This window comes from Ensifer sp. ENS11 (assembly GCF_014851895.1).
GTDB lineage: Bacteria > Pseudomonadota > Alphaproteobacteria > Rhizobiales > Rhizobiaceae > Ensifer > Ensifer canadensis.
In genome coordinates, this window is sequence record NZ_JACVAN010000006.1 from 379,366 (window position 1) to 403,606 (window position 24,241).

Genomic DNA, 24,241 nt, shown 5'->3' on the forward strand with positions numbered 1-24,241 from the left:
CATTGCGGCACCCGCTCGCAACCCCAACAGCCGCCAGCCCTCTCAGCTTTCTCTTCTGTCACGACAAGGTGACGGCGTCGCTGCCGCGCCCGCAACGTTCGCAACAGTGAATGAGTGCGCAAGGTGATGCGCGCGTGGCGGCCTCGTTCCCTCTCCCCGCCTGCGGGGAGAGGGTCAGGGTGTGTTGCACGCCTCTCACAAGGAATTCGCGTGTTGTGCGTTGCGCTCAGCGCAGGGCGCGGCAAGCGGTGGGCGCGGCGCCGGGGTGTTCGCGCTTCCCCGGCGCCCGTTTCCTCGATTTTCTCCCAGTCCCAACATGAAAGTGCATGCGATGAGCTTCAAGGTCGCCGTTCTCGAGTTCAACCAGGAAACCAACACGTTCTCGAAGCTGAAGACCGGCTTTAAAGATTTTCAGATGTGCCACTACTTCAAGGGCGCGGCGATCGAGGACAATTGCCGCGGCACCAATTCGGAAATCGGCGGCTTCATCGACTGTTGCGATCGTTATGGCTGGGAGTCGGTCTATACGGTGGCGGCGCGGGCGGAGCCCGGCGGAAGGGTCGACGAGGAAACGCGGCTGCGCTTCGTCGAAGATGTGACGGCGGCGCTCAACGGCGAAAAACTCGACGGCGTCTTCATCGTCTTTCACGGCGCCATGTGCACCGAAACGGCCGACGATGCGCAGATCCAGTTGTTAGAGACGGTCAGAGGCATCGTCGGGTCCGATCTGCCCATCGCTGCCACCTTCGACCTTCATGCCAATTCCGCGCCTGACATGGCCGCGCTGCTGGACATTGCCGTGTCGTTCCGCACCTATCCGCATGTCGACATGGCCGAGTGCGGCCACAAGGCCGGCGCGCTGCTGGAGGCGGCGATGCGCAGGGAGATCACGCCCGCCATCGCCATCCGCCAGCCGCCGATGATCAATGGCTGCAACGACGGCCGCACGACCCATGCCTGCGCCATGACCGAACTCCTGGAGATCGCCGATGCCATCGCTGAGGAGAATGGGATCCTTGCGACCTCCATCAATGCCGGCTTCTACGACGCCGACATCCACAACACCGGACCTTCTGCCGTGATCTGCTACGACAAGGCGCGGGTTGCCGACGCCGATGCCATTGCGCACGCCGAGCGGCTCTGCGACGAGATCTGGCGGCGGCGCGAGCATCAGGACCAGCAATTGCCGCTTGCCGCGCTGCCGGGCGCCATCGCGAAACATTTCGCGGCCAAGCGCGAGCCCGGGCCGCTGGTGATCGCCGATTTCTCCGACAATCCCGGCTGCGGCGCCTACAGCGATTCCACCTGCCTGCTCACAGGCCTGCTGCAGGCGGGTGTCGAAAACGCAGCCTTCGGGGCGATGTGCGACCCAGCTGTGGTGGCCGAACTGATCGAAGCCGGCCTCGGCGCCGAGCGGGAGGTGACGCTCGGCTGCAAGATCGACCCTGCGGTCGGCGGCGGGCCGATCCGGGTGAGGGGCACGGTGCAGGCGATCTCCGATGGCCGGATCATCTTCGAAGGGCCGATGTTCCAGGGCCTGCCGGCGTCGCTCGGCCCAAGCGTGCGCTTCCATGTCTCAGGCATCGACATCCTGATTTCGAGCGAGCGGCAGCAGCTGCTCGACCAGAACCTGTTTCGCGCCGTCGGCATCGAGCCCGCCCGCTACGACATCGTCGTCGTCAAGTCGCAGCAACATTTCCGCGCCGCCTTCGGCCCGATCGCGTCTGATATCATCGAGGTCGACGCCGATGGTCTGAGCACCGCCAATATCGGGGCACGGGCATTCAAACGCGTGCGCCGGCCGATCTATCCGCTGGATAGGGAGGCAGAGATTGTGGCGGCGCGCTAGACCGGGGCGAGTATTGTGATGGCGAGCAGGATGAAAAAGGCGACCATGGTGCCGACAACGAAAAGCGCCATTGTTCGCAGAAGCTCCGGCATCCCGTCAGACGCACCAGCTCCGTCTGCCGACAGGGAGGCGGGTTTCTCGGTAACATCGTGCCAACCGAGCCGTTCGAGCTGACGGCTTATCCTCTCGTGCTCGGCCGCATAGCCCCGGTAACACAGCCAGCCCGGACTGGTGAAATCATAGAATGTCTCGCCGAGGCCGCGAATTTTTGCAAGCAGCCTGGCCGCGCCTTTCCGCGTATATGAGCAGCTCTCATCGTCGGGAGAACGCGCCCAATGTCGTTCAACGAGCAAGCCGTAAAGCGCGTTGCACCCTTCCATTGTCAGGGCGAGGTTTCGGATCTCGGAACTTTGGCAGAGATCGTAATCGAGGCGTTCGTTGCGGCCTTGCAACATGTACTCCGGCAACGATTGATCGTCCTCAAACACGACATCGTCGGGGCCTATCGTCAGCGTGCCCCAACGCCAGTGGACCGGGATTGCCACGGCGGCGCTGGACCAGGCGCGATTATGATCGTTGAGCGGTCGCCGCCAATGAGGGCCTTGGGGCGCAAGGCGCACCCGACCGCGCGTACCATCCGGCAGCCGGACATTGTCGGCGGCGAACAGCCCGTAGTGCCCATAATGCAGAACGGCAACCCCGTGCCGCCGCCCGAAGTCCCTCCATCGCAGTGGTGTCCCGGTCACATCCACAGGCAGCAAATACCCTTCCGGATACACGTCATCTTCGAATGGCCACATGGCTATCGGCACCTCGGCAACCGGCCACTCCTGCGGCAGAAGATCCCACCGGTAACGAGAGCGAGCGCGTTCGTCCATTTAGCAACCAGGGCGTTAGTATTTTGATAAAAGGGGGCGGACAGCGAGCGGTGGCTTGCGACAATTTCAGCCTCGCCTCCTTCCTGCATCGAGCGGAAAAGTCATTGAGTTCGGCTGGAAGGGAGGGCAGCGCCGAGGCCTCGCTCAGCAAGCGCATTGATCTCGCCGCGTGATCCCGTCACCTTCGCTGCACGACGATCGCCAGCCGCGAATCGCCATCATCCCCCAGTCGGCACCCTCGCTCGCACCGCCCACAGTGAACGGTGACGACATTGCATCTGAACCGTGTTATCGTTTCAGCCCAATATAGACGGGGAAAACATGCCGCGCCCACTGTCCATTGGCGCATTTTCCCTGACGCCAAATTGGGTGCGTCCAGAGCGATGACTGGGTCGACTGCCGACGTGTCGATACCGAGATTGGTCAACTCTGGCGACGTGGATTGGTCGAATTCGATCTGCGCAAAACCGGCTACATCAATCGATTCTCGCCTCCCAAGACGACGCGACGATGAAGGCGGAGATCATGAAGCTTCTTGAAGAGGGCTAAAGCGCGTAGCAATCTCTAGGATTCGCTTGCCGCGCTCTAAGTTCTTGCTTTTACGCATGTCGTTATCGCAAAACCGCGGCGCACTTTTGCGCGACATGCGTTAGGCGCCGCCGCCGCTAACCAGAGATGAAGGCCATGACGGGGTTCGAGCATACCGCGTTAACCCGGTTGAGCCAGTTCTTCAGCCCGGCCGCTGCCGCGCATCCTGGCCTCTCCGGCTTTAGCCTCTTGAGCGAGGCGCGACATGCCTTCATCACGCGTCTGGCGCTGGCCGACCTGGCCGAGAAACATCTCGACATGCAGTATTATGTGTGGGACGGCGATACAACCGGCCGGATCATCGTCGACCGGGTGATGCGGGCGGCCGATCGCGGGGTCAGGGTGCGGCTCCTGGTCGACGATCCCTATTACAAGGCCAGTGATCAGGTCAAAGCTGCCCTCGACGCCCACCCCAACGTCGAAATCCGTCTGTTCAACCCGACCAAGAACCGGAGGTGGTCCAGGCTAGACTTCCTTGTCGACTTCCGCCGGGTCAACCGCCGCATGCACAACAAGCTGATGGTGGCCGACAATTCGGCGGCGATCGTTGGCGGCCGCAATATCGGCGACGACTACTATGGCGTGAACACCGTCGCCAATTTTCGCGATCTGGATGTGCTGGCGGTCGGGCCCGTTGTGGACGATCTGTCGGGGGTGTTCGACCGATACTGGAACAGCGCCTCGACGAGGCCGATCGCGACCATCGTCAAGCGCACCTATGGCGCCGCCGATCTCGACGCCATTCTGACCCGCTTGCGCCAGGAGATTGCCGCCGCCGAATACCCCTATCCGATCGACCAGGATCTCGGCGAGCTGGCGACCCGGAGCGCCGAGCTGCGCGACGGTCTCGTGTGGGCGCCAGGGCGGATCATCGCCGACGACCCGGAAGCAATCGCCAGCGGCAAGGCGGCCGACGACGTTACCGCCTTCATTCGCGGGCGGGTCACCGAGTTGAAGGAGGAACTGCTCGTCGAGGCGCCCTATTTCGCCTTGCCCGCCGGGGCGCAGGCGATCGTCAAGGCGCTGCACGAGCGCCATGTTCGGGTGCGCGTGCTGACCAACTCGCTCGCTTCGAACAACCAGATCGCCGCGCATTCGGTCTATGCCAAGACCCGCAGGCGCCTTCTCGAGAACGGCCTGGAGCTCTACGAACTGCGCGCGGACACCGACGCATTCCGGTCAGGCTGGTCGCACCATTCCGGGCGGTCGCGGGCGGCCTTGCACACCAAGGCCATGGTCTTCGACAACAAGGCCGTGTTCATCGGCAGTTTCAACCTCGACCCGCGATCCGCGGTAATCAACACGGAAGCCGGCCTGTATATCGAGAGTTCGGAGCTTGCCTCGAGGCTGACGGCCTATATGGCGACCGGCGTCGCGCCCGCCAACAGCTACCACGTCTTCCTTGATCCTAATGGCGCGATCGTCTGGAAGACGGTGCGGGACGGCGAGATCGTCAGCTACGGCGACGAGCCCGAAACGGGATTCCGCCGGCGGCTCATCGCCGACCTCGTGAAACTCCTGCCGATCGACTCGCAAGTTTGACGCCGATCGCTTTGCGACCGGCGTGCAGCCTGACGTCCCGGCATTGCTGGGCCGTAAACGGCGCGACGACGTGAGCGCGCGCTGAAGCATGGAAGAATCTCCGCAGACGCGCCTCTTAGAGCAGTTGCGTGCCTGTTGGCGCGACGACGGTCCCCGTAAGTACCCATTGGTATCCGCTCACACAGTTGCCAATCGCGCCTCATGCGTCGCCGCCGCTATTTCAGCATGACGACGGCTTCGACCTCGAAGAGCATGGGGTCGATGGCAAGCTTGGGGACGGGGATCAGCGTCTGCGCCGGCAGGGACGCGCCGAACATTTCCTTGACGTTTTTGGTCAGGACCTCGAGCTTGGACATGTCGTGATCGACCACGAAGACCGTGAGTTTGGCGACCTGATCCGGTTTGGCGCCGAGCGCATCGAGGGCGGTGCGCAGATTTGCGTAGGCCTGCCTGACCTGGACGGCAAAGTCGGGCGACAGGGCGCCGGTGCTGTCCTGGCCGCCCTGTCCGGAGATGTAGGCAACCCGGCCTTCACGGGGCACGATCACCGCCGTGCTGTAGCCGTTCGGCGTCGGGTCGTAGAGGTTTTGCGGATTGACGATGGTCAGCTTGAGATCATTCTCATTCGCTGTCGTCGCAGTGGGAACTGCCATGCTCATGATGATTAGCCCTCCGATAAGCAGATGCTTGCTGTCGCGTGACATGATTTTCTCTTGGCTCCGAGAGGACCGTGAGCAACCGACGCTCACGGCCTGCAGGATTGAACTTGAACGCATTGCCGATGCGATTGACTCGTACGTTGTACGATTAAATTGCATCGTACAACGTACGCGTCAATTGGTCAGGATCGACATTCGGCGGATTGTCGGCTTAAAACGACGCTCTGATCAGCAAGGAAAAACGATGGCAGCCAAACGCAGCGGCACTCAGAGCAAACGGCCTCAGCGGAAGGCTGCGTCACTCCAGCCTGTGCAGGAGCCACGCAGTGAAGCGCCGCTCTCCCTGGAACGGATCGTGGCGACCGCGGTAGACCTGCTTGATGCCGAAGGGGTCGACGGATTGAAGATGCGTCGGCTGGCCGATCGCCTCGGCGCCGGCGCGATGAGCCTCTATTGGCATGTCGGCAACAAGGACGAGGTCTTTGATCTGGCGCTCGACGCGGTGCTCGAATATCGCGGGCCGTCGCATAGGGTCGAGGCTCAAGACTGGCGCGGGGACGTCGTTCATATGCTCGAAGACTGGCGCGCCGTCATGCTGCGCCATCCCTGGTCGGCATCGCTATTGCCGCGCCGGGCGCTCGGCCCGAACATGCTCAATCGCCTGGAACTCCTGAGCAGGACCCTGTCGGGAGCCGGTGTTTCGGACGCGGACTTGAACGTCGCGATATGGTCGCTCTGGAACTATGTGATGGGCGCTACCATCACTCGGGCGAGCTTCGACCTCTCGGACGAGGACAGGGCCGCCGGGCAGCAGCGCCTTGCAGGTCTCAGCGAACACTACCCGACGATTGAACGCTCTCGTCTGCTATTGGATAACGACTGGGACGGTGCTTTCAGGAAAGGCCTCGACTTCCTGCTCGATGGCCTCGGCCCGAGACGATGAGCGCGCGACGACACGGTTTCCCGCAACACCGCTGCACGCTTTTGCGCGACATGCATTGATACACGTCGCGATCTTTCAGATTCGCCTTCTGCGCTTTAAGCCCTTGTTTTTACGCATTTCCTGACGGGAAATCGTTTCGCCCTTCCTGGGAGCCGCTAACGGGCCACGGGACAATGGCGGCGTGGGTGACCGAGGCGCGGCAACAGGAACCATACCGGTTGCGCTCAACCGGTAATTCCGATCGTCCTGCGCAGGCCGAAGAAGCGACACGGAGTTGGTCGAGATTTTTTCGGCTTGGCGAATGCGAATTGTCGGAACCGATTGATCTCGCCCGTCCTTGGGTCGGACCAGCGTGAGGAAGAAGCAATGAGAGAGTTGATCCTGAAGATGTCCGTGTCGCTCGATGGCTTTGTCGGCGGGCCCGAGGGCGAAATCGAATGGGTGTTCAGCGGCGATCAAGAGGCCATTGCCTGGTCGGTGGAGACGGTGGGGAACGCCAGCCTACACATCATGGGCAGCCGCACCTTTAAGGACATGGCGGCATTTTGGCCGACCTCCACACAGGTATTCGCGCCGCCGATGAACCGGATTCCGAAGGCCGTCTTCTCAAAACAAGGGCCGGCGGTCCTGAAAGCGGCTGAAGCGACCAGGGCGCTCGAAGATGCCCGGACCGACGCGGGAAGCACGCATTCGGGGAAGCTGCAGCCCGGCGCGGACAGTTGGAGTGAGGCCTATGTGGCGAGCGGCGATCTGGCCGACGAGATCGCCAGGTTGAAGTCCCGGGACGGCAAGCCGATCCTCGCCCACGGCGGCGCCGCCTTCGCGCGCAGTCTCATCGCGAAAGGTCTGGTCGATCAATACGCCCTGCTGGTGCATCCGGTGGTGCTCGGCAGGGGTTTGCCGATCTTCTCTGACGTCGCCCCGCCAAAGCGCCTCAAGCTGATCAGCTCAACAGCGTTTCCGGGGGGCTCGGTGGCGCAGATTTATCGGCCGGCGTGACCACGTCCGAGCATGCGATCCACAACTCCTACTGCATGTTTTTATCCTTAGATCCTATTCGATTTAAGGACAAAAACATGCAGCAATTCAAAGTGCTACAGCGACCTAAGACGCGCGGCGCTGTAGAACGTTTCCGATTTAGACGAAAACGCTCTATCTCTCTGTTTTTTAGCATTTCCTGACGGAAAGCCGCTTCGCGCTTTTCCTGGAAATGCTCTTAGTGCAGATGCCCCAGCTTGTCGGGATTGCGCACGATGTAGATCGCCACGACCTTACCGTCCTCGATCTCTAGTGCTGTCGACTGCAGTTCGCCGTCGGCTTCGCGAGTGACGAAGCCGGGCAGGCCGTTGATGAAGCCGGAGCGCACGAGCGTCGAGATCTGCGTGCGGAAGGCGACCGCCAGTTTTTCGTGCACGCCGAGAACCGCCTCGAAGCCGAGGATGGGGCGCATCGCTGCGGGGCGCTTGCCGCCGCCGTCGGCGTGGATGCTGACATCGGAGGCGAGCATGGCGCCGAGCGTCTTCAGGTCGCCGCTGCGCGAGGCGGTGAAGAAGGCTTCGGCAAGTTCGACGCCGCGCGCCTGCTCGACATGGAAGCGGGGCCGCGCCTCGCGGACATGGGTGCGGGCGCGGGCGGCGAGCTGGCGGCAGGCGGCCGGGTCGCGCTCGATCGTCGCGGCGACTTCCTCGAAGCTGAGGCCGAAGACGTCGTGCAGCAGGAAGGCGGCGCGCTCGAGCGGCGACAGGCGCTCCAGAGCGAGCATCAGGGGCAGGGTGACGTCCTCTTCCGGTTCCTCCTCGACGACGGGGTCGGGAAGCCAGGGGCCGACATAAGTCTCGCGCTGGCGCCGCGCCGACTTCAGCTGGTCGAGACAGAGCCGGGTGACGGTGCTTCGCAGGAACGCTTCGGGCTCGCGCACCGCGGAGCGGTCGGCCCCCATCCAGCGGATGAAGGCCTCCTGCACTATGTCCTCGGCGTCGGCGACCGAGCCGAGCATGCGATAGGCAACGCGCATGAGTTTCGGACGCAGCGGGTCGAAACCGGCCGCTGCGTCGAGCTGGGCGTTGCCCGTCATCAGGCGGCGACCTCGGCGACTGCCTTTGCCGCTGCCGGCTCGATCCAGAGGCCGAAGCCGACGGCCAGGCGGTTCCAGCCGTTGATGACGTTGATCATGAGCGTGAGCTTCACCTGCTCCTCCTCGGTGAAATGGTTCTGCAGAGCCTGACGAGCGCTTTCGTGGGTATGGCCCTCCGACAGGCGAGTGAGCGCCTCGGTCCAGCCTAGCGCGGCGCGCTCGCGTTCGGAATAGCAGGGGGCTTCGCGCCAGGCCGACAGCAGGTAGATACGCTGCTCGGTCTCGCCCTTGGCGCGCGCTTCCTGGGTGTGCATGTTGATGCAGTTGGCGCAGCCGTTGATCTGGGATGCGCGGATCTTGACGAGTTCGATGAGATCAGACTCGAGGCTGGCGGCGACGGACATAGAGACGCTGGTCCAGCTCTTCATCAGTTGCGGAGCGGCGGCGAAAAGGTCGATCTTGGCAGTCATGGTTCCGTTTCCTTTCGTTGGTTCCGACTACATGACGAGCCAGGATTGGCCCCTGTGACATCGACGCAGATTTTTTCGCGAATTTTTTCTGGCAGGCCCGCAGGCGGGGTGCGTGCTGCACCTTTGAAGGGTGGTGAGCAGATGGTTGCGCTTGAGCCTTGCCGCCATCTTCGCCGCGGCCAAGCTGGAAACGTGTTTGCCTGTCTATGGGCGTGACGTGTTTCCCGCACGTCGAAGAGACCTGCGGCGAGAGCCCACGGTCTCACCCGATGGCTGCGGGATAGGGTCGTCGCCGATCGCAAGCGGTACCGTTATTTCGCGGGCTGACGGCGTTCCAGAATGGATTGGAACAGATCGGCCTGGCGCTCGGCGGCAAGGCGAATGCGCTTCAATTGGCCGAGCATCGAGCCGAAGGCGGCAAGGGCGATGCCGATGCCGATGCCCGGAAGCGCCCATTGCAGCGCCCACATCACCGCCGGTGCGCCGAAGGACGGCAGGGTTACGGCAACGGCCGCGCCAGCCGATACCAGGATGACCAGAGCGCCGGCCACTTTCAGCAAAGTATCCATCACAATTCTCCATCCGTTTGGGGCGCACGATTTCGCGGCTTGCCGGTGCTGTCAAGGGTGTGTCAGCCGGCGGCCCTGTCACACCCCTGTAAAACACCGGCTCTAAGGCTCGGCGCCATCTTGAACCGAGGATATGCCGATGAAATCGTTTGTTTCCGTCGTTGCCGGCGCGCTTGTCGCTTCGCTGCTTTCCACCGCCGCCTTTGCCGAGAGCCTGGTGCTTTACACCAGCCAGCCGAACGAGGATGCGCAGGCGACGGTCGACGCCTTCAAGGCGGCCAATCCCAGTGTCGAGGTGGAGTGGGTGCGCGAAGGCACGACGAAGCTGATGGCCAAGCTGATGGCCGAGATCGAGGCCGGCAACCCGGTTGCCGACGTGCTTCTGATCGCCGACACCGTGACGATGCAGCGCCTGAAGGAAGCCGGCCAGCTGCTCGCCTACAAGTCGCCGGAAGCGGCCAACTACGACGCGGCGCTCTATGACGCCGACGGCGCCTATTACTCCACCAAGATGATCACCACCGGCATCATCTACAACACCTCGGCCTCGACGAAGCCTCAGGGTTGGCAGGATCTGGCGAAGGCCGACGCCAAAGGCCTGGTGACGATGCCGAGCCCGCTGACCTCGGGTGCGGCCCTCATCCACGCCCAGACGCTTGCCGGCATCGACGGCCTCGGCTGGGATTATTACAAGGCGCTGGCCGAAAACGGTGCCACGGCTGCCGGCGGCAATGGCGGCGTGCTGAAGGCGGTCGCCACCGGCGAGAAGGCCTACGGCATGATCGTCGACTTCATGGCGATCCGCGAGAAGGCCAAGGGCGCGCCGGTCGAGTTCGTCTTCCCGGCCGAGGGCGTTTCCGCCGTCACCGAGCCGGTCGGCATCCTGAAGACCGCCAAGAACCCTGACGCCGCCAAAAAATTCGTCGACTTCCTGATCTCGGTGGAGGGCCAGAAGACGGCGGTGAAGATGGGCTATATCCCGGCACGCAACGGCGTGGCGCTGCCCGAAGGTTATCCGGCGCGCGAGACGATCAAGGTTCTGCCGATCAATGCTGCTTCGGCCGTGAAGAATTCCGACGCCGACCTCAAGACCTTCTCCGGCATCTTCGGTACGAACTGATCGCCTGAATGTCCGAACAGGGTGAAACCATGCGCAGCCGGCACCGCTGGCTGCGCTTTCCCATTGCGGGGCTGCAGCGTCCGGGGCGGGTGAGGTCAAGCGAGCCAGGGTCGGGTCGCGCGAGACCGGGTGCTTCGCCCGCCGGCGAGCCGCGCTGGCTGGTGCCCTTCGTGCTCGCCTGCCTTTTCTTCCTCTGCGCGCTGCCGCTCATCAGCCTCGCCAAAGCCGGCTTTGCGGGAGTGATCAATGGCAATTCCATCGCTGTCTTGACCGAGCCTGCGACCTATGCGGCCATCCGCAACACTCTGGTGACGGCGACAGGCGGCATGCTGATCTCGCTTGTGATCGGCGCGCTCTTTGCCTTTGCCGTGGCGCTCACCGATGTCAGGGGCAAACTGTTTTTGAGTTTTGCCTTCATGTTGCCGATGATGATCCCGCCGCAGGTGACGGCCCTTGCCTGGGTGGAGATGACCGGGCCGGCAAGCCCGCTCCTGAAAACGCTGGGGATCGCACCGCCGCTCGGCAGCCCGCAGCCGCTCTATTCGCTGTTTGGCATCTCTCTGCTTCTCGGGGTGCAGCACGCGCCGCTGGTGTTCCTGGCGCTGAAGGCGGGGCTGGCTGCGTCGCCGCGCGACGGGGTGGAGGCGGCAAGACTTTCCGGCGCGTCGCCGTTTCGCGTCTTTCTCGATATCGTTGCGCCACTGGCCGCCCCCGGGCTGATCGCCGGTGCCGCAATCGCCTTCGTCTCCGGCGTCGGCAATTTCGGCATTCCGGCGATCCTCGGCATTCCCGCCGGGATTTCGGTGCTGCCGACGCTGATCTACACGCGGCTCGCGAGCTTCGGCACCGGCACCTTCGGCGAGATCGCGCTGCTCTCCAGCCTGATCGCTGTGATCGCGGCCGCCGGGCTGATCCTTCAACAGCGCGCGCTGGCGGGCAGGGACTACCGCATCATCGGCCTTTCCGGCGCCAGCGCCGCCTTTTCGCTCGGGCGCTTTCGTGTGGCTGTCGAACTGGCGCTTTCGGCGATCCTGTTTCTGGTGTTGGTAGCGCCGCTGGCGGCGCTGATCGCCAGCTCGCTGGTTCCGGCCTATGGCGTGCCGCTCAACCTTCAGACCGTCTCGCTGCGCGCCTATGAAGAAATTCTCTTTCGCCAGACGATGACGCTGAGCGCCTTTGGCAATTCGCTGTTCCTGGCGAGCACGGCGGCGCTCGGGCTGCTCGTCGTCGCGGTGCCGGCCGCCTATCTCATGAACCGGCGCAAGGGTGCGCTTTCAAGCACGATCGGCATCCTGATCGAGATTCCCTATGCGCTGCCCGGCATTGTTTTGGCGGTTGCTTTCATCCTCACCTTTGCAGCGCCGCTGCCGATCCTCAAGGTATCGCTCTACGGCACCATCTGGATCATCCTGATTGCGTATTTCTCCTCGTTCCTTGCCGTCAGCCTGAAGCCGGTTATGAGCGCCTTCCTGCAGATGGACCCATCGCTGGAGGAGGCGGCGCGGCTGTCGGGCGCCGGTTTCTTCCGACGCATGCGCGACGTCATCCTGCCGCTGGTGGCGCCGGCGGCGGGCGCTTCGATCATCCTCGTCTTTCTGATAGCCGCCAATGAGCTGACGGTTTCAGCCCTGCTGTGGTCGGCGGGTACGCAGACGCTGGGGGTGGCGATCTTCAACCTCGACGACAGCGGCTCATCCGATCTGGCGTCGGCGCTCTCGGTGCTGGTCGTCATCATGGTGATGGTACTGATGGCGGCGCTCGAGGCCCTTGCAAACTATCTACCGGAAGGCGTGCTGCCGTGGCGCAACTGATCCTCAATCACCTGACCAAGGATTTCGGCGGCGGTCGTCCTGCCGTCTCCGACGTGTCGCTGACGGTGCGCGAAGGCGGGTTTCTGGCGCTGCTTGGGCCATCTGGCTGCGGCAAGACCACGGTGCTGCGCATGATCGCCGGCTTCGAGCAGCCGACCGACGGCTCGATCGACTATGGCGAGCGCCGGCTATCGGATGCCTCGCGGGCGCTGCCGCCGGAAAAGCGCAACATGGCGATGGTGTTCCAGTCCTATGCGCTCTGGCCGCATATGACCGTGGCGGAAAATGTCGGCTATCCCCTGAAGGTGCGCGGCATTTCCGGCGAGACCTGGCGCAGCCGCGTCGGCGAGGCGCTGGCGCTGGTAAAACTCACCGATTATGCCGAGCGCCGACCTGCGGCCCTTTCCGGCGGACAGCGGCAGCGGGTGGCGCTGGCGCGCTGCCTGGTGACGTCGCCCGATGTGGTGCTGCTCGACGAGCCGCTCGCCAATCTCGACCAGCACCTGCGTAAATCGATGGAGGAGACCTTCCGCATCTTCCATGAGCGCTCCGGCGCAACGATGGTCTATGTTACGCACGACCAGTCGGAAGCGATGGCGCTGGCGACCGATGTTGCCGTGATGTCGGAGGGGCGGCTGGTGCAACTGGCGCCGCCGGCGGAAATCTATACCCGCCCGGAAGGCAGTGTTGTCGGCGGGCTGATCGGCCGCGGCTCGATCCTCAGGCTACCACTACCAGAGGGCGCGCCGAGGGCGCTGGAGTGGCCGATGCTCCGCCAGGCGATCGGCTCCACCGACAGCGGCCTTCGTCGCGACGTGCTGGTGCGGCCCGAGCATGTGCGGCTCACCGCCGACGGCATCGCGCTCGAGGTCAAGGCTTGCGTCTACGAGGGCGAACGCTTTGCGCTGACGCTGGCGCTGCCGGACGGGCAGGCACTGAAGGCCTATGGCGGCACGGCCATTCCTGTTGGACAGAAAGCGACCTTCGCGATTGCCAGCAGCTGGCGGCTTTGAGGGCATAGGATAAGCGCCGATCGCGACCGACGGTCGGCAGCATCTGCGCCGGGTCGACAGGCAGGCAGAAACATCAATCGCAACGCGGTCTGTCGAGCTCCACCTTGAACTGTCTTGGTCCGACCAGCCCCGGCTCTGCCGGCAGGCCGACGATGTGGGCGATGACGGTGCATTTGCCGGCGACCACCGTATAGCGGTCGCGCCCCTGGCTGATGATCTTGTCGATCGGATATTTCGGCACTGCTGCGGCAACGGCGCTGATGATCGCGGTCAGTTCGTTGGCGCGCTGATAGTTCGGCGCAAGGGCGGCATGGGAAGCGCCGGCGCCGAGAAGCGCGACAGCCGAAAGGGCCAGGGCTCTGATCTGCATGCGCGGCTCCTGTTGCAGCAGCAGTCCACGGAGCCCGGCGGTGTTCAAGTCGGGTTACCTTTGCGCCTGGCGACTTTGACGCAGTCGGCTTGCGCAACCGCGGCTCGAAATAAACTATATAGTTAAATAAAACTGGTTGCTAAAAACAACTGGTATGGCATAGTGGCTGCATCACGACGGGGCGGCAATCATGCCGTGCGAGCCGATGGGAGGAAGCGATGAAACTTTATCAGGGCATGGGACCGAATTCGTACCGGGTGCGTATCTTCATGGCGGAGAAGGGCATCGAATTGCCGATGGTGGACGTCGATTTCGCCAAGGCGGAGCACAGGGGGGCCGAGTTCCTCGCGCTCAATTCGCTTGGCCAGATCCCGGTGCTGGAACTGGATGACGGCACCGTCATCACCGAGAGCGTCGCCATCTGCCGCTATCTCGAGGAGACGCACCGCGAACCGCAGCTTTTCGGCAGCGACGCCGTCAGCGGTGCCAAAGTGGAAATGTGGAACCGGCGGGCCGAGCTGGTGATTTTTGGCACCATCGGCAATGTCGCGCTGCATTCCGATGCTTTCTTCAAGGACCGCCTGAGGCAGTTTCCCGCCTTCGCCGAGACCGAGCGGCAGGCGGTGCCGAGGAAATGGGGTTGGCTCGACCGGGAGCTTGCCGATGGCCGGCCGTTCCTTGCCGGCGACAAGTTCTCGATCGCGGACATCACCGCCGGCGTCTGCGCCTGGCTTGGCGACGTCTTCGGCATGGAGGTGCCGGGAGATCTCAGGAATGTCCAGCGCTGGCTGGAAAGGGTGCGGGCGCGGCCGAGCTTTGAGGCTTAGACCGCCCGTCGAGGGACGGGGTTATCGCGGTGATCCGCCCCTCATCCCCCTGCCGGGACCTTCTCCCCGCTGGCGGGGAGAAGGGACTTTGCGGCACCCGCCGAGACGCATTCCGCAAGAGGGATGGAATTGGACGTGCGGAGAATTGGAGGGGGCCGCACGCTCGGTTCTCCCTCTCCCCGCACGCGGGGAGAGGGCTGGGGTGAGGGGCAAATCTGGCCGCCATTTGGAGTGCGCCCCTGAGGGTGGACAGTGATCAGGCCGCTGTTTTGCCAGTCTGCCGGATGTGTTGATCCTCGAACTGCTGCGGGCTCAGATAGCCGAGCGCTGAATGAAGTCTGCGTGTGTTGTAAACCTCCTCGATGAAGTGGGGAAGGTGTTCGGTCACCTCTTCGAAAGTTTCATAGGCCATCGGGTACACCGCTTCGACCTTCAGCGTCTTCATGAAGCTTTCGGCTTTGGCATTGTCATAGGGATTCCCCCTGCGGCCCATTGAGCCGACGAGACCACCGCCAGCCAGTGCATCCCTGTAGACCTGAGCTGCGTATTGGGAACCGCGGTCGGAATGATGTATGCAGCCCGATGGCGGCCGCCGACGCTCTATCGCTGCCTTTAATGCTGCAACCGTCAGACGCGCGTCGATACTCCGATTGACGGCGTAACCGACGATCAACCGTGACCAGGCATCGAGGATGACCGCGACATAGATGAAGCGGGTTGGCAGCGCGACGTAAGTGATGTCGGAAACCCAGAGCTGGTTGGGGCCGGTCGGCACGATGTCCTTCGCCAGGTTCGGGAAGATCAGGCCATCATGATTGCTGTCGGTGGTGGCGACGAACCTGCGGCGAATCTTCGGATGCAGATCGTGTTGACGCATTAACCGTCTGATCTTCTTGTGGTTGATGACCAAACCCTGCTGGCGTAGCGCGGCACCAACGCGACGGTAGCCGTAGAATTCAAATTCATCGCAGATGGCAAACATCGCCTCGACGATAGAGGTATCGTCGACAGGCATTTCCGGGCGGTCATAATAGGTCGAGCGTGCGATACCCATCAGCTCGCATCCTTCGGCGACGGAGATACCAGCGGGCCGGTGATGGCGGATGTAGCTCCGCTTCTCGGCCGCGGTGCGTTTTTCAGAGCCCCCTTTAGAAACTCCAGTTCCAGCGCCTGTTTGCCAACGAGGCGTTCAAGCGCTGCAATCCGGGCCGTATTCCTGAATAAGGTCGGCGGCCTGAGCGTCGTCGTCGAACGCACCTTGCTCATACTTGCTCACCCAAATCCGGATCAAGTTGCGCGACACGTCGTGGCGCTTTGACAGGCCATGCAAGGTCTCGCCCGCGACAAACTCCTGCGCGACCTGCCGTTTGAATTCCATACTGTGAATGCGATGTTTTGCCATGGGTTCCACTTTCGGAAACCCGGCCAGCCCGGTCAATTCATCATGCCTATCTGTCCACCCTCAGGGGCGCACTCCAATTTGCAGTTCACGTTTGCCCCCGATTGGCACTTGTATTGGCCGATCCGCCCTGTCGACATAGAGTGGGAAGAGATGCGCCGCGCCGTTTCGGTCCATTGAAGCAAGAAGAGGGTGGCGCCGGCTCGATCCGAGGCAAATGGCGGTTGCCTATGTGGAAATGTAGCAAGTCATTGATAAAAAGAATTAATTTGGTCGCCACGACGAACTGGGCGAAGGACTGAAATCCCACTCGAACGGCAAATGACAAATCATGTGTGGAAAGTGGCATCAGCCTTTTCTCTTGCCTTCTCCGTGGCTTTTTTCAATTCCTAAAATAACAGCTGCCCGATTCGCCCCGATCCGTTGTTTTGGCGGCGTTCGCCCTAGGAGACAAAGCCATGAACGATTTCAAGAAGCCCACGATCACCGAAATGCGCCCGAAGATCACCGTCATCGGTGTCGGCGGCGGCGGCGGCAATGCCATCAACAACATGATCACCGAAGGGCTCCAGGGGGTCGATTTCATCGTGGCGAATACGGACGCCCAGGCACTGGCGATGTCGAAGGCGTCGCGGTTGATCCAGCTCGGTGCGCATGTGACCGAGGGCCTTGGTGCAGGTTCGCTGCCGGAAGTCGGGCGCGCGGCGGCGGAAGAATCGATCGACGAGATCATGGATCACCTCGGCGGCACGCATATGTGTTTCGTCACCGCCGGCATGGGCGGCGGCACCGGCACCGGTGCTGCGCCGGTGATCGCGGCGGCAGCCCGCAAGGCCGGCATCCTGACGGTCGGCGTCGTCACCAAGCCGTTCAGCTTCGAAGGCAAGCGCCGCATGCAGATGGCTGAAGAGGGTGTCGAGCGCCTGCGCGAAGCGGCCGACACCGTTATCGTCATCCCCAACCAGAACCTCTTCCGCATCGCCGACGCCAAGACCACCTTTGCCGATGCCTTCGTGATCGCCGACCGCGTGCTCTATTCCGGCGTCGGCTGCATCACCGACCTGATCGTCAAGGAAGGCCTGATCAACCTCGACTTCGCCGACGTGAAATCCGTCATGAAGGGCATGGGCCGGGCGATGATGGGTACCGGCGAGGCGACCGGCGAGGGCCGCGCGCTGATGGCGGCGGAAGCGGCGATCGCCAACCCGCTGCTCGACGAAGTGTCGATGCGCGGCGCCAAGGGCGTGCTGATCTCGATCTCCGGCGGCATGGACATGACGTTGTTCGAAGTCGACGAAGCGGCCACCCGCATTCGCGAGGAAGTCTATGACGAGGCCGACATCGTCGTCGGCTCGATCTTCGACCGCACGCTCGACGGCACCTTCCGCGTGTCGGTGGTGGCAACCGGCCTCGACAGCCAGCGCAACGCGGCAGACCCGGCAAGTGCTGCGGCGAACGCCGGCCAGCCCGGCCAGCCCGGCCAGGCGCCGACCCGCACGCTGCAGTAACGGCTCGGCCTCACGCGCTGCCAGGTTCCTGGCGGCATCGAAGCCTTCTGCCTTTCTTTGAAAATCCTCCCGTGCGATGACAGCCGCCCGGGGGGATTTTTCGTATGGACGAGAGGGGCATGATGGACGCGGAACGAGACGGTCAGGCGGGTTTGCCCGACAACGACGCCACGGCCGCCCAGCGCGTGCGGGCGGTTCGCACGGCCGAAACGATCCTGAACGAGCGCTATCCAGGCGCGCTGTTTGCCATCGTTGCCGGCTCGATCCTGCGCGGCGAGGGCACGCCATCCTCCGATATCGATCTGGTGGTGCTGCACGAACACTTGAGCAATGCCTGGCGCGAGAGCTTCATCGCCGGCGGATTTCCGGTCGAGGCTTTCGTCCACGATTTCGAGACGCTGAACTGGTTTGTCGATCAGGATCTTGCCAGCGGCTATCCCGTGCTGCTCGACATGGTCGCAGGCGGAACAGTTGTCGGCCGGGACATCGATCGCGGCCTGGCCCTCCAGAACGAGGCAAAGGCCAGGCTTTCATGCGGGCCGGGTCCGCTCAAGGCGGAGCGGCGGGACATGCTTCGCTACCAGATCACCGACCTGCTTGACGACCTCAGGGATAGGCGGCCGACGGCGGAAATGCGGGCGATCGCCGCGGCCCTCCACCAGCCGCTATGCGACCTGGCGCTGCTCGGGCGCGGCCACTGGTCGGGCAAGGGCAAATGGCTGCCGCGGCTCCTCCAGCGTCTTGACCCCGCGCTGGCGCAGCGCTTCGACGACGCTTTCCGGTTGGCTGGCGAGGCGCAGCCAGATGTGCTGGTGACTCTGGCGCAGGACGAGCTCGAGCGCCAGGGTGGGCCGCTGTTTGACGGTGATCGCCGCGATGCGCCGCAGACTGCACGGCGGCAGGGTGGGCTTTCGGGCTAGAGCATCTCCAGGAAAAGTGCGAAGCGGTTTTCCGCCAGGAAATGCCGTGGCACGGCGCGCCGCGATTTCCAGGGTGCGCTTCAAGCTCGTGTATTAGCAGCATGTCGCTGCGCACGTTTGCGCGACAAGCGTTATGTCTCGGCGGCGGCCGCTTCGGGATCGATCGGCTTTTTCGCCAGCCTCGCATTCGCCGCAGCCACATCGGCGTCGCTCAGGCCACCGGGGCCGGAGCGCACGGTGACGGCATTGGAGGCGAGGCTGAGGCCGGCCTCGCGCAGCGCGGGCAGCAGCCGTTTCATCGCCTCGCGCTGCAGGATGCTGGGGTTGCCCGGCCGGGCGGTGAATTTCAGCCGCACGACCAGCGAGTTTTCGGTGACGTCCTGGATGCCCTGCATCTTCAAGGGTACCAGGAACTCCGGCCCGAACTCCTCGTCCTCCAGCATGGCAAGGCCAACCTTCTTGATGGTCTTGCGGATTATTTCCGGATCGTCCTCGCGCTCGAATTTCAGCTCGAACTTCACCGTGCTCCAGTCGCGGCTGTAGTTGGTGACGGCCTGAAGCTGGCCATAGGGAATGGTGTGGATCTGGCCGTTCTGGTGGCGCAGGCGCAGCGAGCGGAGCGAAATGCGCTCGACCGTTCCCTTGAGCTTGCCGGTGTCGACATATTCGCCGACGCGAAATGCGTCGTCGGCGATGAAGAAGATGCCGGATACCACATCCTTGACCAGCGTCTGCGAGCCGAAGGAAAGCGCCAGGCCAAGCACGCCGAAGCCGGCAAGCAGCGGCGCGATGTTAATGCCGAGCGCCGAAAGCACGACGAGGCTGGTGACGGCGAAGATACCGCCGAAGACGAGATTGCGGATCAGCGGCAGGATGGTCGAAAGCCGGCTTGTCTGATGGATCTGCGCCTCCTCCTCGGTCTCGCCGGGCATGGAGACGCGGGCGGTGGGCGCAAAGGCCTCAAAACTGCGCCAGAGGAAGCTGCAGATCACCCAGCTGGCGACGACGGCAAGGCTGACGCGCTCTAGAATGACGATCCAGTCGACGGCGGCGGTGGTATCGCCCTGGATCATGATCGGCCTCCACAGCACGATGATGATATGCAGCCCGATCAGCCACACGGCGCCGGCAAGGGCGGTCTGCACGCTGCCGGCGATGGCCAGGTGCAGCGGCGAGGAGGCGGGCGTGCGCCGGCGATCGGCGGCCGCACCCGCCAGCGAATGGATGCCGAAGGCGAGGATGGGAAGGCCGAGCAGGATGACCTGCGTCGTGCCGCCGGCAAAGCTCCACTGAGCGCTGTTGGGGCTGCCGGCGACGATGCAGCCCATGAGCCAGAGCGTCAGCGCACTCAGCGCATAGAACTCGGGAACGACGAATGCGATGGCGCGGCGGACGGCGCCGGGCGCTTCGCCGGCAAAGAGATTGCGGATATCGGTGCGGCCGGCGATGAACCAGTAGAGCTTCAGGAACGTCACTGCGGTGACGCCGATCAGAAACCAGCCCTCGATGGCGGCGGGCTCCAGGGCACGCTCGTTGGCGAAGCGCACGCTGGCGCCGACGACGGCACCGATGGCGCCATAGGCAACCAGCATGGCGAAATGGAAGCGTGGCCGGGCGATGGGCAGCAACCGCGTCTGCGGCCGCGACGGGGCGAAGAGAAAGCGGCCGCAGACCGCATAGGCGGCCGTGGTGACGGCGACGGTTACCAGCGCGCGGGCCAGCTCTTGCGAGGCAGTGCCGGCGGTGAGGAAGAACCTTAGCATCGCATGCGCGACGCCTGCGAAGATGACGAGATGGATGATGTCGAGACCCAGCCGCACCAGCGAAGCGCGCACGCGGTGCAGCACGTCGACGATGGCGAAATGGCTGCCGATGAGGCGGTGGAAGACAAAGCCGAGCAGGCCGGCGGCGGCGAGGCCGGCAAGAATGGCCGCCAGCGCCACCGAGGTGACCGAAAGGATAGACCGTCCCTCGGCGCGCACGCTGGCTGCGACATCGCCCATGACGGCAGCGATGGCCGAGGTGCCATTCAGGCCCATCTGCAGGCCATTGACGAAGCGAGCCGATAGTCCCTCGAGCGCGTCGTCGGCCGCGGGCGACTGGGGCTGAGGCGTTGTGGCGGCGGCTGTGGTGGCGTCGATCGGTGCCTTTGGTGCGGTGTCCGGCGCATCGCGCCATTCGACGGTGACCGGCCGGCCGGAAGCGGCTGCTGCCCGCAGCGTGCTTTCGATCTCCTCGCTTGGCTGACCATGGGTGAGAACGACGGTCACGGGGGCCGGCGGCGTCTGCGCCCGGGCGTAGAGCGGCGGAAGGAGCATGACGAGAAGGGCGAGCAGCGCAGGCAGGCGAGGCGACGTGGGCAGGAAAGACGCCATGAAATCCATCCGTGAAGCGCCGGGGCGTTGGATGCCGCAGCAGGTCGAACGGCCGCCCGCTCCGGTCGATCTTCCGTCGGCGGAGCAGGGCGGCTCGTTTATGAGGCTATTGTGAAATTTCTGTCCTGTCGACGGGCGGCGCCAGCACCGCCCTTTGCCGGTCACTTCGTGGTGTAGCCGCCATTGACGAGGATGGTCTGGCCGGTCATCCACCAGCCGTCGGAGACGAGGAAGCGGATGAAAGGCACGATGTCCTCGATATCGGTAAGGCCTGTGGTCGAGAACTTCGACAGCGCGGAAGCAGTCTTGTGATAGGCAACGGCATCGGCGCCTTCGGCAGGATAGAAGAAGGGCGTATCCATCGGCCCCGCGCCGATCGCCGTCACCGAGATGCCGCGATCGCCGAATTCCTTGGCGGCGGCGCGGGTGAAGTGTTCAACCGGCGCCTTGGTGCCGGCATAGGCGGCGTAAAACGGCGTGAAGGCGCCGAGCAGCGAGGTGACCAGCGTGCAGACCTTGCCGTTGTCGCTGACATTTTTGCCGGCTTCCTTCAGGAAGAAGAAGGCGGACTTGGAATTGACCGCGGTCATCTCGTCATACTCGGCCTCGGTGATGTCGACGAGCGGCTTCTTCACCACCTTGCCGACCGTGTTGACGGCGATATCGATGCCACCGAGCGCGGCCTTGGCATCGGCAAACAGCTTTTCCACCGCGCTGGCGCCGGTCAGGTCGGCCTGGAAGGCGAAGGCATTGGCACCAGCCGCCTTGATCGCAGCCACGGTCTCCTCGGAGGGGGCCTTAGTTGCGGCGCTGTTGTAATGGATGGCGACGGCGCGGGCGCCCTTTTCGGCAAAATCGCGCGCCAACAAACCGCCGAGGTTTTTCGCGCCGCCGGCGATGAGAACGGATTTACCTCTGATGCTGTGATCGGTCATGGCCAGAACCTTTTCGGTGCTTGAAGGCCGCCCGCTGCGGCCGTCTTTCCACCCGAAGCATATCGTCGGCATCTCTGTTATAAAGCCGCCGTCCGTGACATAACCTGTCAGGAATCTCGAACAATAAGCGGCTGACCATGGACCGGATCGAGCTTTTTCGCATTTTCACACGCGTCGTCGACTGCGCCAGCTTCACTCGCGCCGCCGACACGCTGGATATGCCGCGCTCGTCGGTGTCGGCGGCGGTGCAGGCGCTGGAAACCCGGGTGGGCACGCGGCTCCTGCATCGCACCACCCGCAAGGTTTCGCCGACCCAGGATGGGGCGGCCTTCTACGAGCGCTGCATGCGGCTGATCGCCGATGTCGACGAGACGGAAAACCTGTTTCGCCAGGGAGAGGACTGGCCGACCGGCCGGCTGCGCGTCGAGCTGCCGAGCCGGATCGGCCGGCTGATCGTCGCCCTGAACTCGCCAGCTTCCTCGAGCGATATCCCGGTATCGACGTCGACCTTGGCATGACCGACCGGGCGGTGAACCTGATCGAGGAAAGCGTCGATTGCGCGCTGCGGGTCGGGCCGCGCAGTGATTCCGCCCTGATCGCCCGGCCGATCGGTAACCTCAAGCTCGTCAATGTCGCAAGCCCGGCTATCTCACGCGCTATGGCACGCCCGAAAAACCGGAAGACCTGGCCCGGCATTTCGCCGTCAACTACGCGTCGCCCTCAACCGGCCGGGTGGAGGAGTGGGAGTGGATCGAAGGTGGCGAGACACGGACCGTGGCGATGGCCGGCCGCGTTACCGTCAACAGCGCCGAGGGCAGCATCGCCTGCTGCCTGGCGGATCTCGGCCTCATCCAGATCCCGGCCTATGACGTCAAGGCGCATCTGCAGGCCGGAGACCTCGTCGAGGTCATGCCCGGCCATTGCGCCGAGCCGATGCCGCTGGCGCTGCTCTACCCGCACCGCCAGCATCTTTCCCGTCGCTTCCAGGTGTTTGCCGAGTGGCTGGAGGGATTGATGCGGCCGTTGCTCGCCACCTGATGGGGTGCGTGGCGGCGAAGGCGGGCAGCCGCTGATTGCAAGGGTGGCGAGGCGCGTCGCGGGTTTTGCGGACAAGAGGAGGCGTCCGGTGCGGCGATGGCCCTTACTCATTCGGGCTTCGGACTGTCATGGATGGCCGATCCGCGCCTCTGCCTGGTGCCGGTTTCCAAGTGCCTCATGCCAGCGGATGACGTCAGATAATGCGGGGTGACCGCCGCCCGCGGATGGGGCAATATCAGCGATTACTCTTGTCATCCCCAGCGCGGTGCCTCACCGACAGTGGGCTTTCGCGCGGAGGCATTGTAAGAGCCTGCCGCGTCCAAACGGAGTTCGATCGTGAGCGTTGCCTTCACCAAGGAAGAAAGTGCCGAAACCGCGGCGGAAACCCTTTTGCCCGACCGCCCGGTTTCGCCGCATCCCAACCTTGTCACCGAAGCGGGCCTCAAGGTGCTGGAGCAGCAGCAGCGCGAAGCGCGCGCGGCCTATGATGCGACCAGCGGGATCGAAGACGTCAACGAGCGCCGGCGGCAGGCGGCCGGCCCCTTGCGCGACCTGCGCTATCTTGCCGAACGGCTGCGCACCGCCCAGCTCGTCGCCGCCCCGACCTCGACTGACATCGTCGCCTTCGGCAGCACCGTCACCTTCAGCCGCGACGACGGCCGGGTGCAGACCTATCGCATCGTCGGCGAGGACGAGGCGGACCCGAAGGCCGGATCGATTTCCTACGTTTCCCCGGTGGCCCGGATCCTCATGGGCAAGGGGGTCGGCGATGTGGCTGCCATGGGCGGACACGAGCTGGATATTACGGGGATTTCATAGGGCGGGCGTTTTGTCCGACGGCCATTTCCTCTCGATGCAACGGCGTCAGTCGGGCATTCTTGTGAATGTTCATTCGGTGCGATCCTGGAAAACTGAGGTGTGGTAACTCCAGTCTCCTAAATCTGCTCCAAATGGACAACCTCCTGAAAGTTCACAGCTAGAGGCGCTGGCTTGGCTGCTACTGGCCCGGGATGGGACGATGGCTATCAATCACGGCTATCGTGGAAAGAGAATTCGATATTATATTCAATCAACAAAGGCCTCGAAACAAACTGGTTTTGCCATGGCGCAAGAAAAACCTACAGTCATGCGGCGCACGGTCGTGCTCATCAAGATCGTATGGTCAGTGTCGATCATCGTCGCAGCGACAGCGGTGGGAGCTTCGACTGGCTGGGAGAACCATGGACTTGTCGGAGCGCTAGCTCTTGGATTCGTTGGCCTCTTTGTTGGCGGCTTCCTAAGTTCGCCTTCGCTGCTTTTGCAACTGATAACTTAATATCTCGCCGACGTTGAGCCACTTCACATCGGGGGTGT

General features: G+C 63.4%; 22 protein-coding genes and 1 pseudogene. 13 read left to right on the plus strand and 10 right to left on the minus strand.

The window, feature by feature from the left end; all coding sequences use genetic code 11:
* The first annotated feature begins 331 nt into the window (after window positions 1-331).
* Window positions 332-1,849, plus strand: coding sequence for a M81 family metallopeptidase (locus tag IB264_RS15115; protein WP_025427537.1), 1,518 nt, complete (start codon window positions 332-334; stop codon window positions 1,847-1,849).
* On the opposite strand, the gene IB264_RS15120 is transcribed toward IB264_RS15115, so the two are convergent.
* Window positions 1,846-2,727: a hypothetical protein gene (locus IB264_RS15120; RefSeq protein WP_025427536.1), complete on the minus strand. Its 882-nt coding sequence runs from the start codon at window positions 2,725-2,727 to the stop codon at window positions 1,846-1,848. The genes IB264_RS15115 and IB264_RS15120 overlap by 4 nt on opposite strands.
* 684 nt (window positions 2,728-3,411) lie before the next feature.
* On the opposite strand from IB264_RS15120, the gene IB264_RS15125 reads away from it, so the two are divergent.
* The gene (locus IB264_RS15125) at window positions 3,412-4,857 is read left to right on the plus strand and encodes a phospholipase D family protein (protein ID WP_158268924.1); all 1,446 of its coding nucleotides are present in this window, start codon (window positions 3,412-3,414) and stop codon (window positions 4,855-4,857) included.
* A 215-nt stretch (window positions 4,858-5,072) separates the two neighbouring features.
* Here the strand turns inward: IB264_RS15125 and IB264_RS15130 are convergent, their stop codons facing one another.
* The gene (locus IB264_RS15130) at window positions 5,073-5,561 is read right to left on the minus strand and encodes a RidA family protein (RefSeq protein WP_025427534.1); all 489 of its coding nucleotides are present in this window, start codon (window positions 5,559-5,561) and stop codon (window positions 5,073-5,075) included.
* A 199-nt stretch (window positions 5,562-5,760) separates the two neighbouring features.
* Between IB264_RS15130 and IB264_RS15135 the strand changes: the two genes are divergently transcribed.
* Entirely contained in the window at window positions 5,761-6,459 is a 699-nt protein-coding gene (locus IB264_RS15135; protein ID WP_025427533.1) for a TetR/AcrR family transcriptional regulator, read from the plus strand.
* 366 nt (window positions 6,460-6,825) lie between these two features.
* Complete coding sequence (locus IB264_RS15140) at window positions 6,826-7,458, plus strand: dihydrofolate reductase family protein (protein ID WP_025427532.1); 633 nt, start codon at window positions 6,826-6,828, stop codon at window positions 7,456-7,458.
* 217 nt (window positions 7,459-7,675) lie between these two features.
* On the opposite strand, the gene IB264_RS15145 is transcribed toward IB264_RS15140, so the two are convergent.
* The 3 genes from IB264_RS15145 to IB264_RS15155 all read right to left on the minus strand — a co-directional run bounded on the left by IB264_RS15145 (window position 7,676) and on the right by IB264_RS15155 (window position 9,572).
* Window positions 7,676-8,533, minus strand: coding sequence for a sigma-70 family RNA polymerase sigma factor (locus tag IB264_RS15145; RefSeq protein ID WP_025427531.1), 858 nt, complete (start codon window positions 8,531-8,533; stop codon window positions 7,676-7,678).
* Window positions 8,533-9,003, minus strand: coding sequence for a carboxymuconolactone decarboxylase family protein (locus tag IB264_RS15150; protein WP_025427530.1), 471 nt, complete (start codon window positions 9,001-9,003; stop codon window positions 8,533-8,535). The genes IB264_RS15145 and IB264_RS15150 overlap by 1 nt, the downstream gene beginning before the upstream one ends.
* Window positions 9,004-9,314: 311 nt before the next feature.
* On the minus strand, window positions 9,315-9,572 hold the full coding sequence (locus tag IB264_RS15155; RefSeq protein WP_025427529.1) for a hypothetical protein: 258 nt from the start codon (window positions 9,570-9,572) through the stop codon (window positions 9,315-9,317).
* Between the two features lie 139 nt (window positions 9,573-9,711).
* Between IB264_RS15155 and IB264_RS15160 the strand changes: the two genes are divergently transcribed.
* From IB264_RS15160 to IB264_RS15170, 3 genes are read left to right on the plus strand one after another with little or no spacing between them, the layout of a single operon-like run.
* Window positions 9,712-10,692, plus strand: a complete 981-nt coding sequence (locus tag IB264_RS15160) for an ABC transporter substrate-binding protein (RefSeq protein ID WP_025427528.1) — start codon at window positions 9,712-9,714, stop codon at window positions 10,690-10,692.
* A 29-nt stretch (window positions 10,693-10,721) separates the two neighbouring features.
* Window positions 10,722-12,503 carry an iron ABC transporter permease gene (locus IB264_RS15165; RefSeq protein ID WP_107027167.1) on the plus strand — a complete coding sequence of 594 codons (1,782 nt, stop codon included), beginning with the start codon at window positions 10,722-10,724 and terminating at the stop codon, window positions 12,501-12,503.
* On the plus strand, window positions 12,491-13,516 hold the full coding sequence (locus tag IB264_RS15170; protein ID WP_025427526.1) for an ABC transporter ATP-binding protein: 1,026 nt from the start codon (window positions 12,491-12,493) through the stop codon (window positions 13,514-13,516). Before IB264_RS15165 ends, IB264_RS15170 begins: the two co-directional genes overlap by 13 nt.
* 73 nt (window positions 13,517-13,589) lie before the next feature.
* Here IB264_RS15170 and IB264_RS15175 read toward each other — a convergent pair whose 3' ends face one another.
* On the minus strand, window positions 13,590-13,886 hold the full coding sequence (locus IB264_RS15175; protein WP_025427525.1) for a hypothetical protein: 297 nt from the start codon (window positions 13,884-13,886) through the stop codon (window positions 13,590-13,592).
* A 218-nt stretch (window positions 13,887-14,104) separates the two neighbouring features.
* Here IB264_RS15175 and IB264_RS15180 point away from each other — a divergent pair, with 218 nt between their 5' ends.
* Window positions 14,105-14,713: a glutathione S-transferase family protein gene (locus IB264_RS15180; protein WP_025427524.1), complete on the plus strand. Its 609-nt coding sequence runs from the start codon at window positions 14,105-14,107 to the stop codon at window positions 14,711-14,713.
* A 256-nt stretch (window positions 14,714-14,969) separates the two neighbouring features.
* Here the strand turns inward: IB264_RS15180 and IB264_RS15185 are convergent, their stop codons facing one another.
* Window positions 14,970-15,818: an IS3 family transposase gene (locus tag IB264_RS15185; protein WP_144239153.1), complete on the minus strand. Its 849-nt coding sequence runs from the start codon at window positions 15,816-15,818 to the stop codon at window positions 14,970-14,972.
* A gap of 84 nt (window positions 15,819-15,902) precedes the next feature.
* Entirely contained in the window at window positions 15,903-16,151 is a 249-nt protein-coding gene (locus tag IB264_RS35385) for a transposase (RefSeq protein WP_309141652.1), read from the minus strand.
* A 419-nt stretch (window positions 16,152-16,570) separates the two neighbouring features.
* Here IB264_RS35385 and ftsZ point away from each other — a divergent pair, with 419 nt between their 5' ends.
* Window positions 16,571-17,620 carry a cell division protein FtsZ gene (gene ftsZ / locus IB264_RS15195; protein WP_025427522.1) on the plus strand — a complete coding sequence of 350 codons (1,050 nt, stop codon included), beginning with the start codon at window positions 16,571-16,573 and terminating at the stop codon, window positions 17,618-17,620.
* 119 nt (window positions 17,621-17,739) lie between these two features.
* Window positions 17,740-18,540 (plus strand): nucleotidyltransferase domain-containing protein, encoded by an 801-nt coding sequence (locus IB264_RS15200; protein WP_025427521.1) that lies wholly within the window; start codon window positions 17,740-17,742, stop codon window positions 18,538-18,540.
* Window positions 18,541-18,671: 131 nt separating this feature from the next.
* Here the strand turns inward: IB264_RS15200 and IB264_RS15205 are convergent, their stop codons facing one another.
* Window positions 18,672-20,915, minus strand: a complete 2,244-nt coding sequence (locus IB264_RS15205) for a mechanosensitive ion channel family protein (protein ID WP_025427520.1) — start codon at window positions 20,913-20,915, stop codon at window positions 18,672-18,674.
* Between the two features lie 161 nt (window positions 20,916-21,076).
* Complete coding sequence (locus IB264_RS15210) at window positions 21,077-21,850, minus strand: SDR family oxidoreductase (RefSeq protein ID WP_192433724.1); 774 nt, start codon at window positions 21,848-21,850, stop codon at window positions 21,077-21,079.
* A 137-nt stretch (window positions 21,851-21,987) separates the two neighbouring features.
* Here IB264_RS15210 and IB264_RS15215 point away from each other — a divergent pair.
* The 3 genes and pseudogenes from IB264_RS15215 (at window position 21,988) to IB264_RS15225 (ending at window position 24,203) form a co-directional block, all read left to right on the plus strand.
* A pseudogene (locus tag IB264_RS15215) lies at window positions 21,988-22,888 on the plus strand (LysR family transcriptional regulator).
* Between the two features lie 336 nt (window positions 22,889-23,224).
* Complete coding sequence (greA, locus tag IB264_RS15220; RefSeq protein WP_025427518.1) at window positions 23,225-23,707, plus strand: transcription elongation factor GreA; 483 nt, start codon at window positions 23,225-23,227, stop codon at window positions 23,705-23,707.
* Window positions 23,708-23,906: 199 nt separating this feature from the next.
* On the plus strand, window positions 23,907-24,203 hold the full coding sequence (locus IB264_RS15225; protein ID WP_225906314.1) for a hypothetical protein: 297 nt from the start codon (window positions 23,907-23,909) through the stop codon (window positions 24,201-24,203).
* Window positions 24,204-24,241 lie beyond the last annotated feature (38 nt).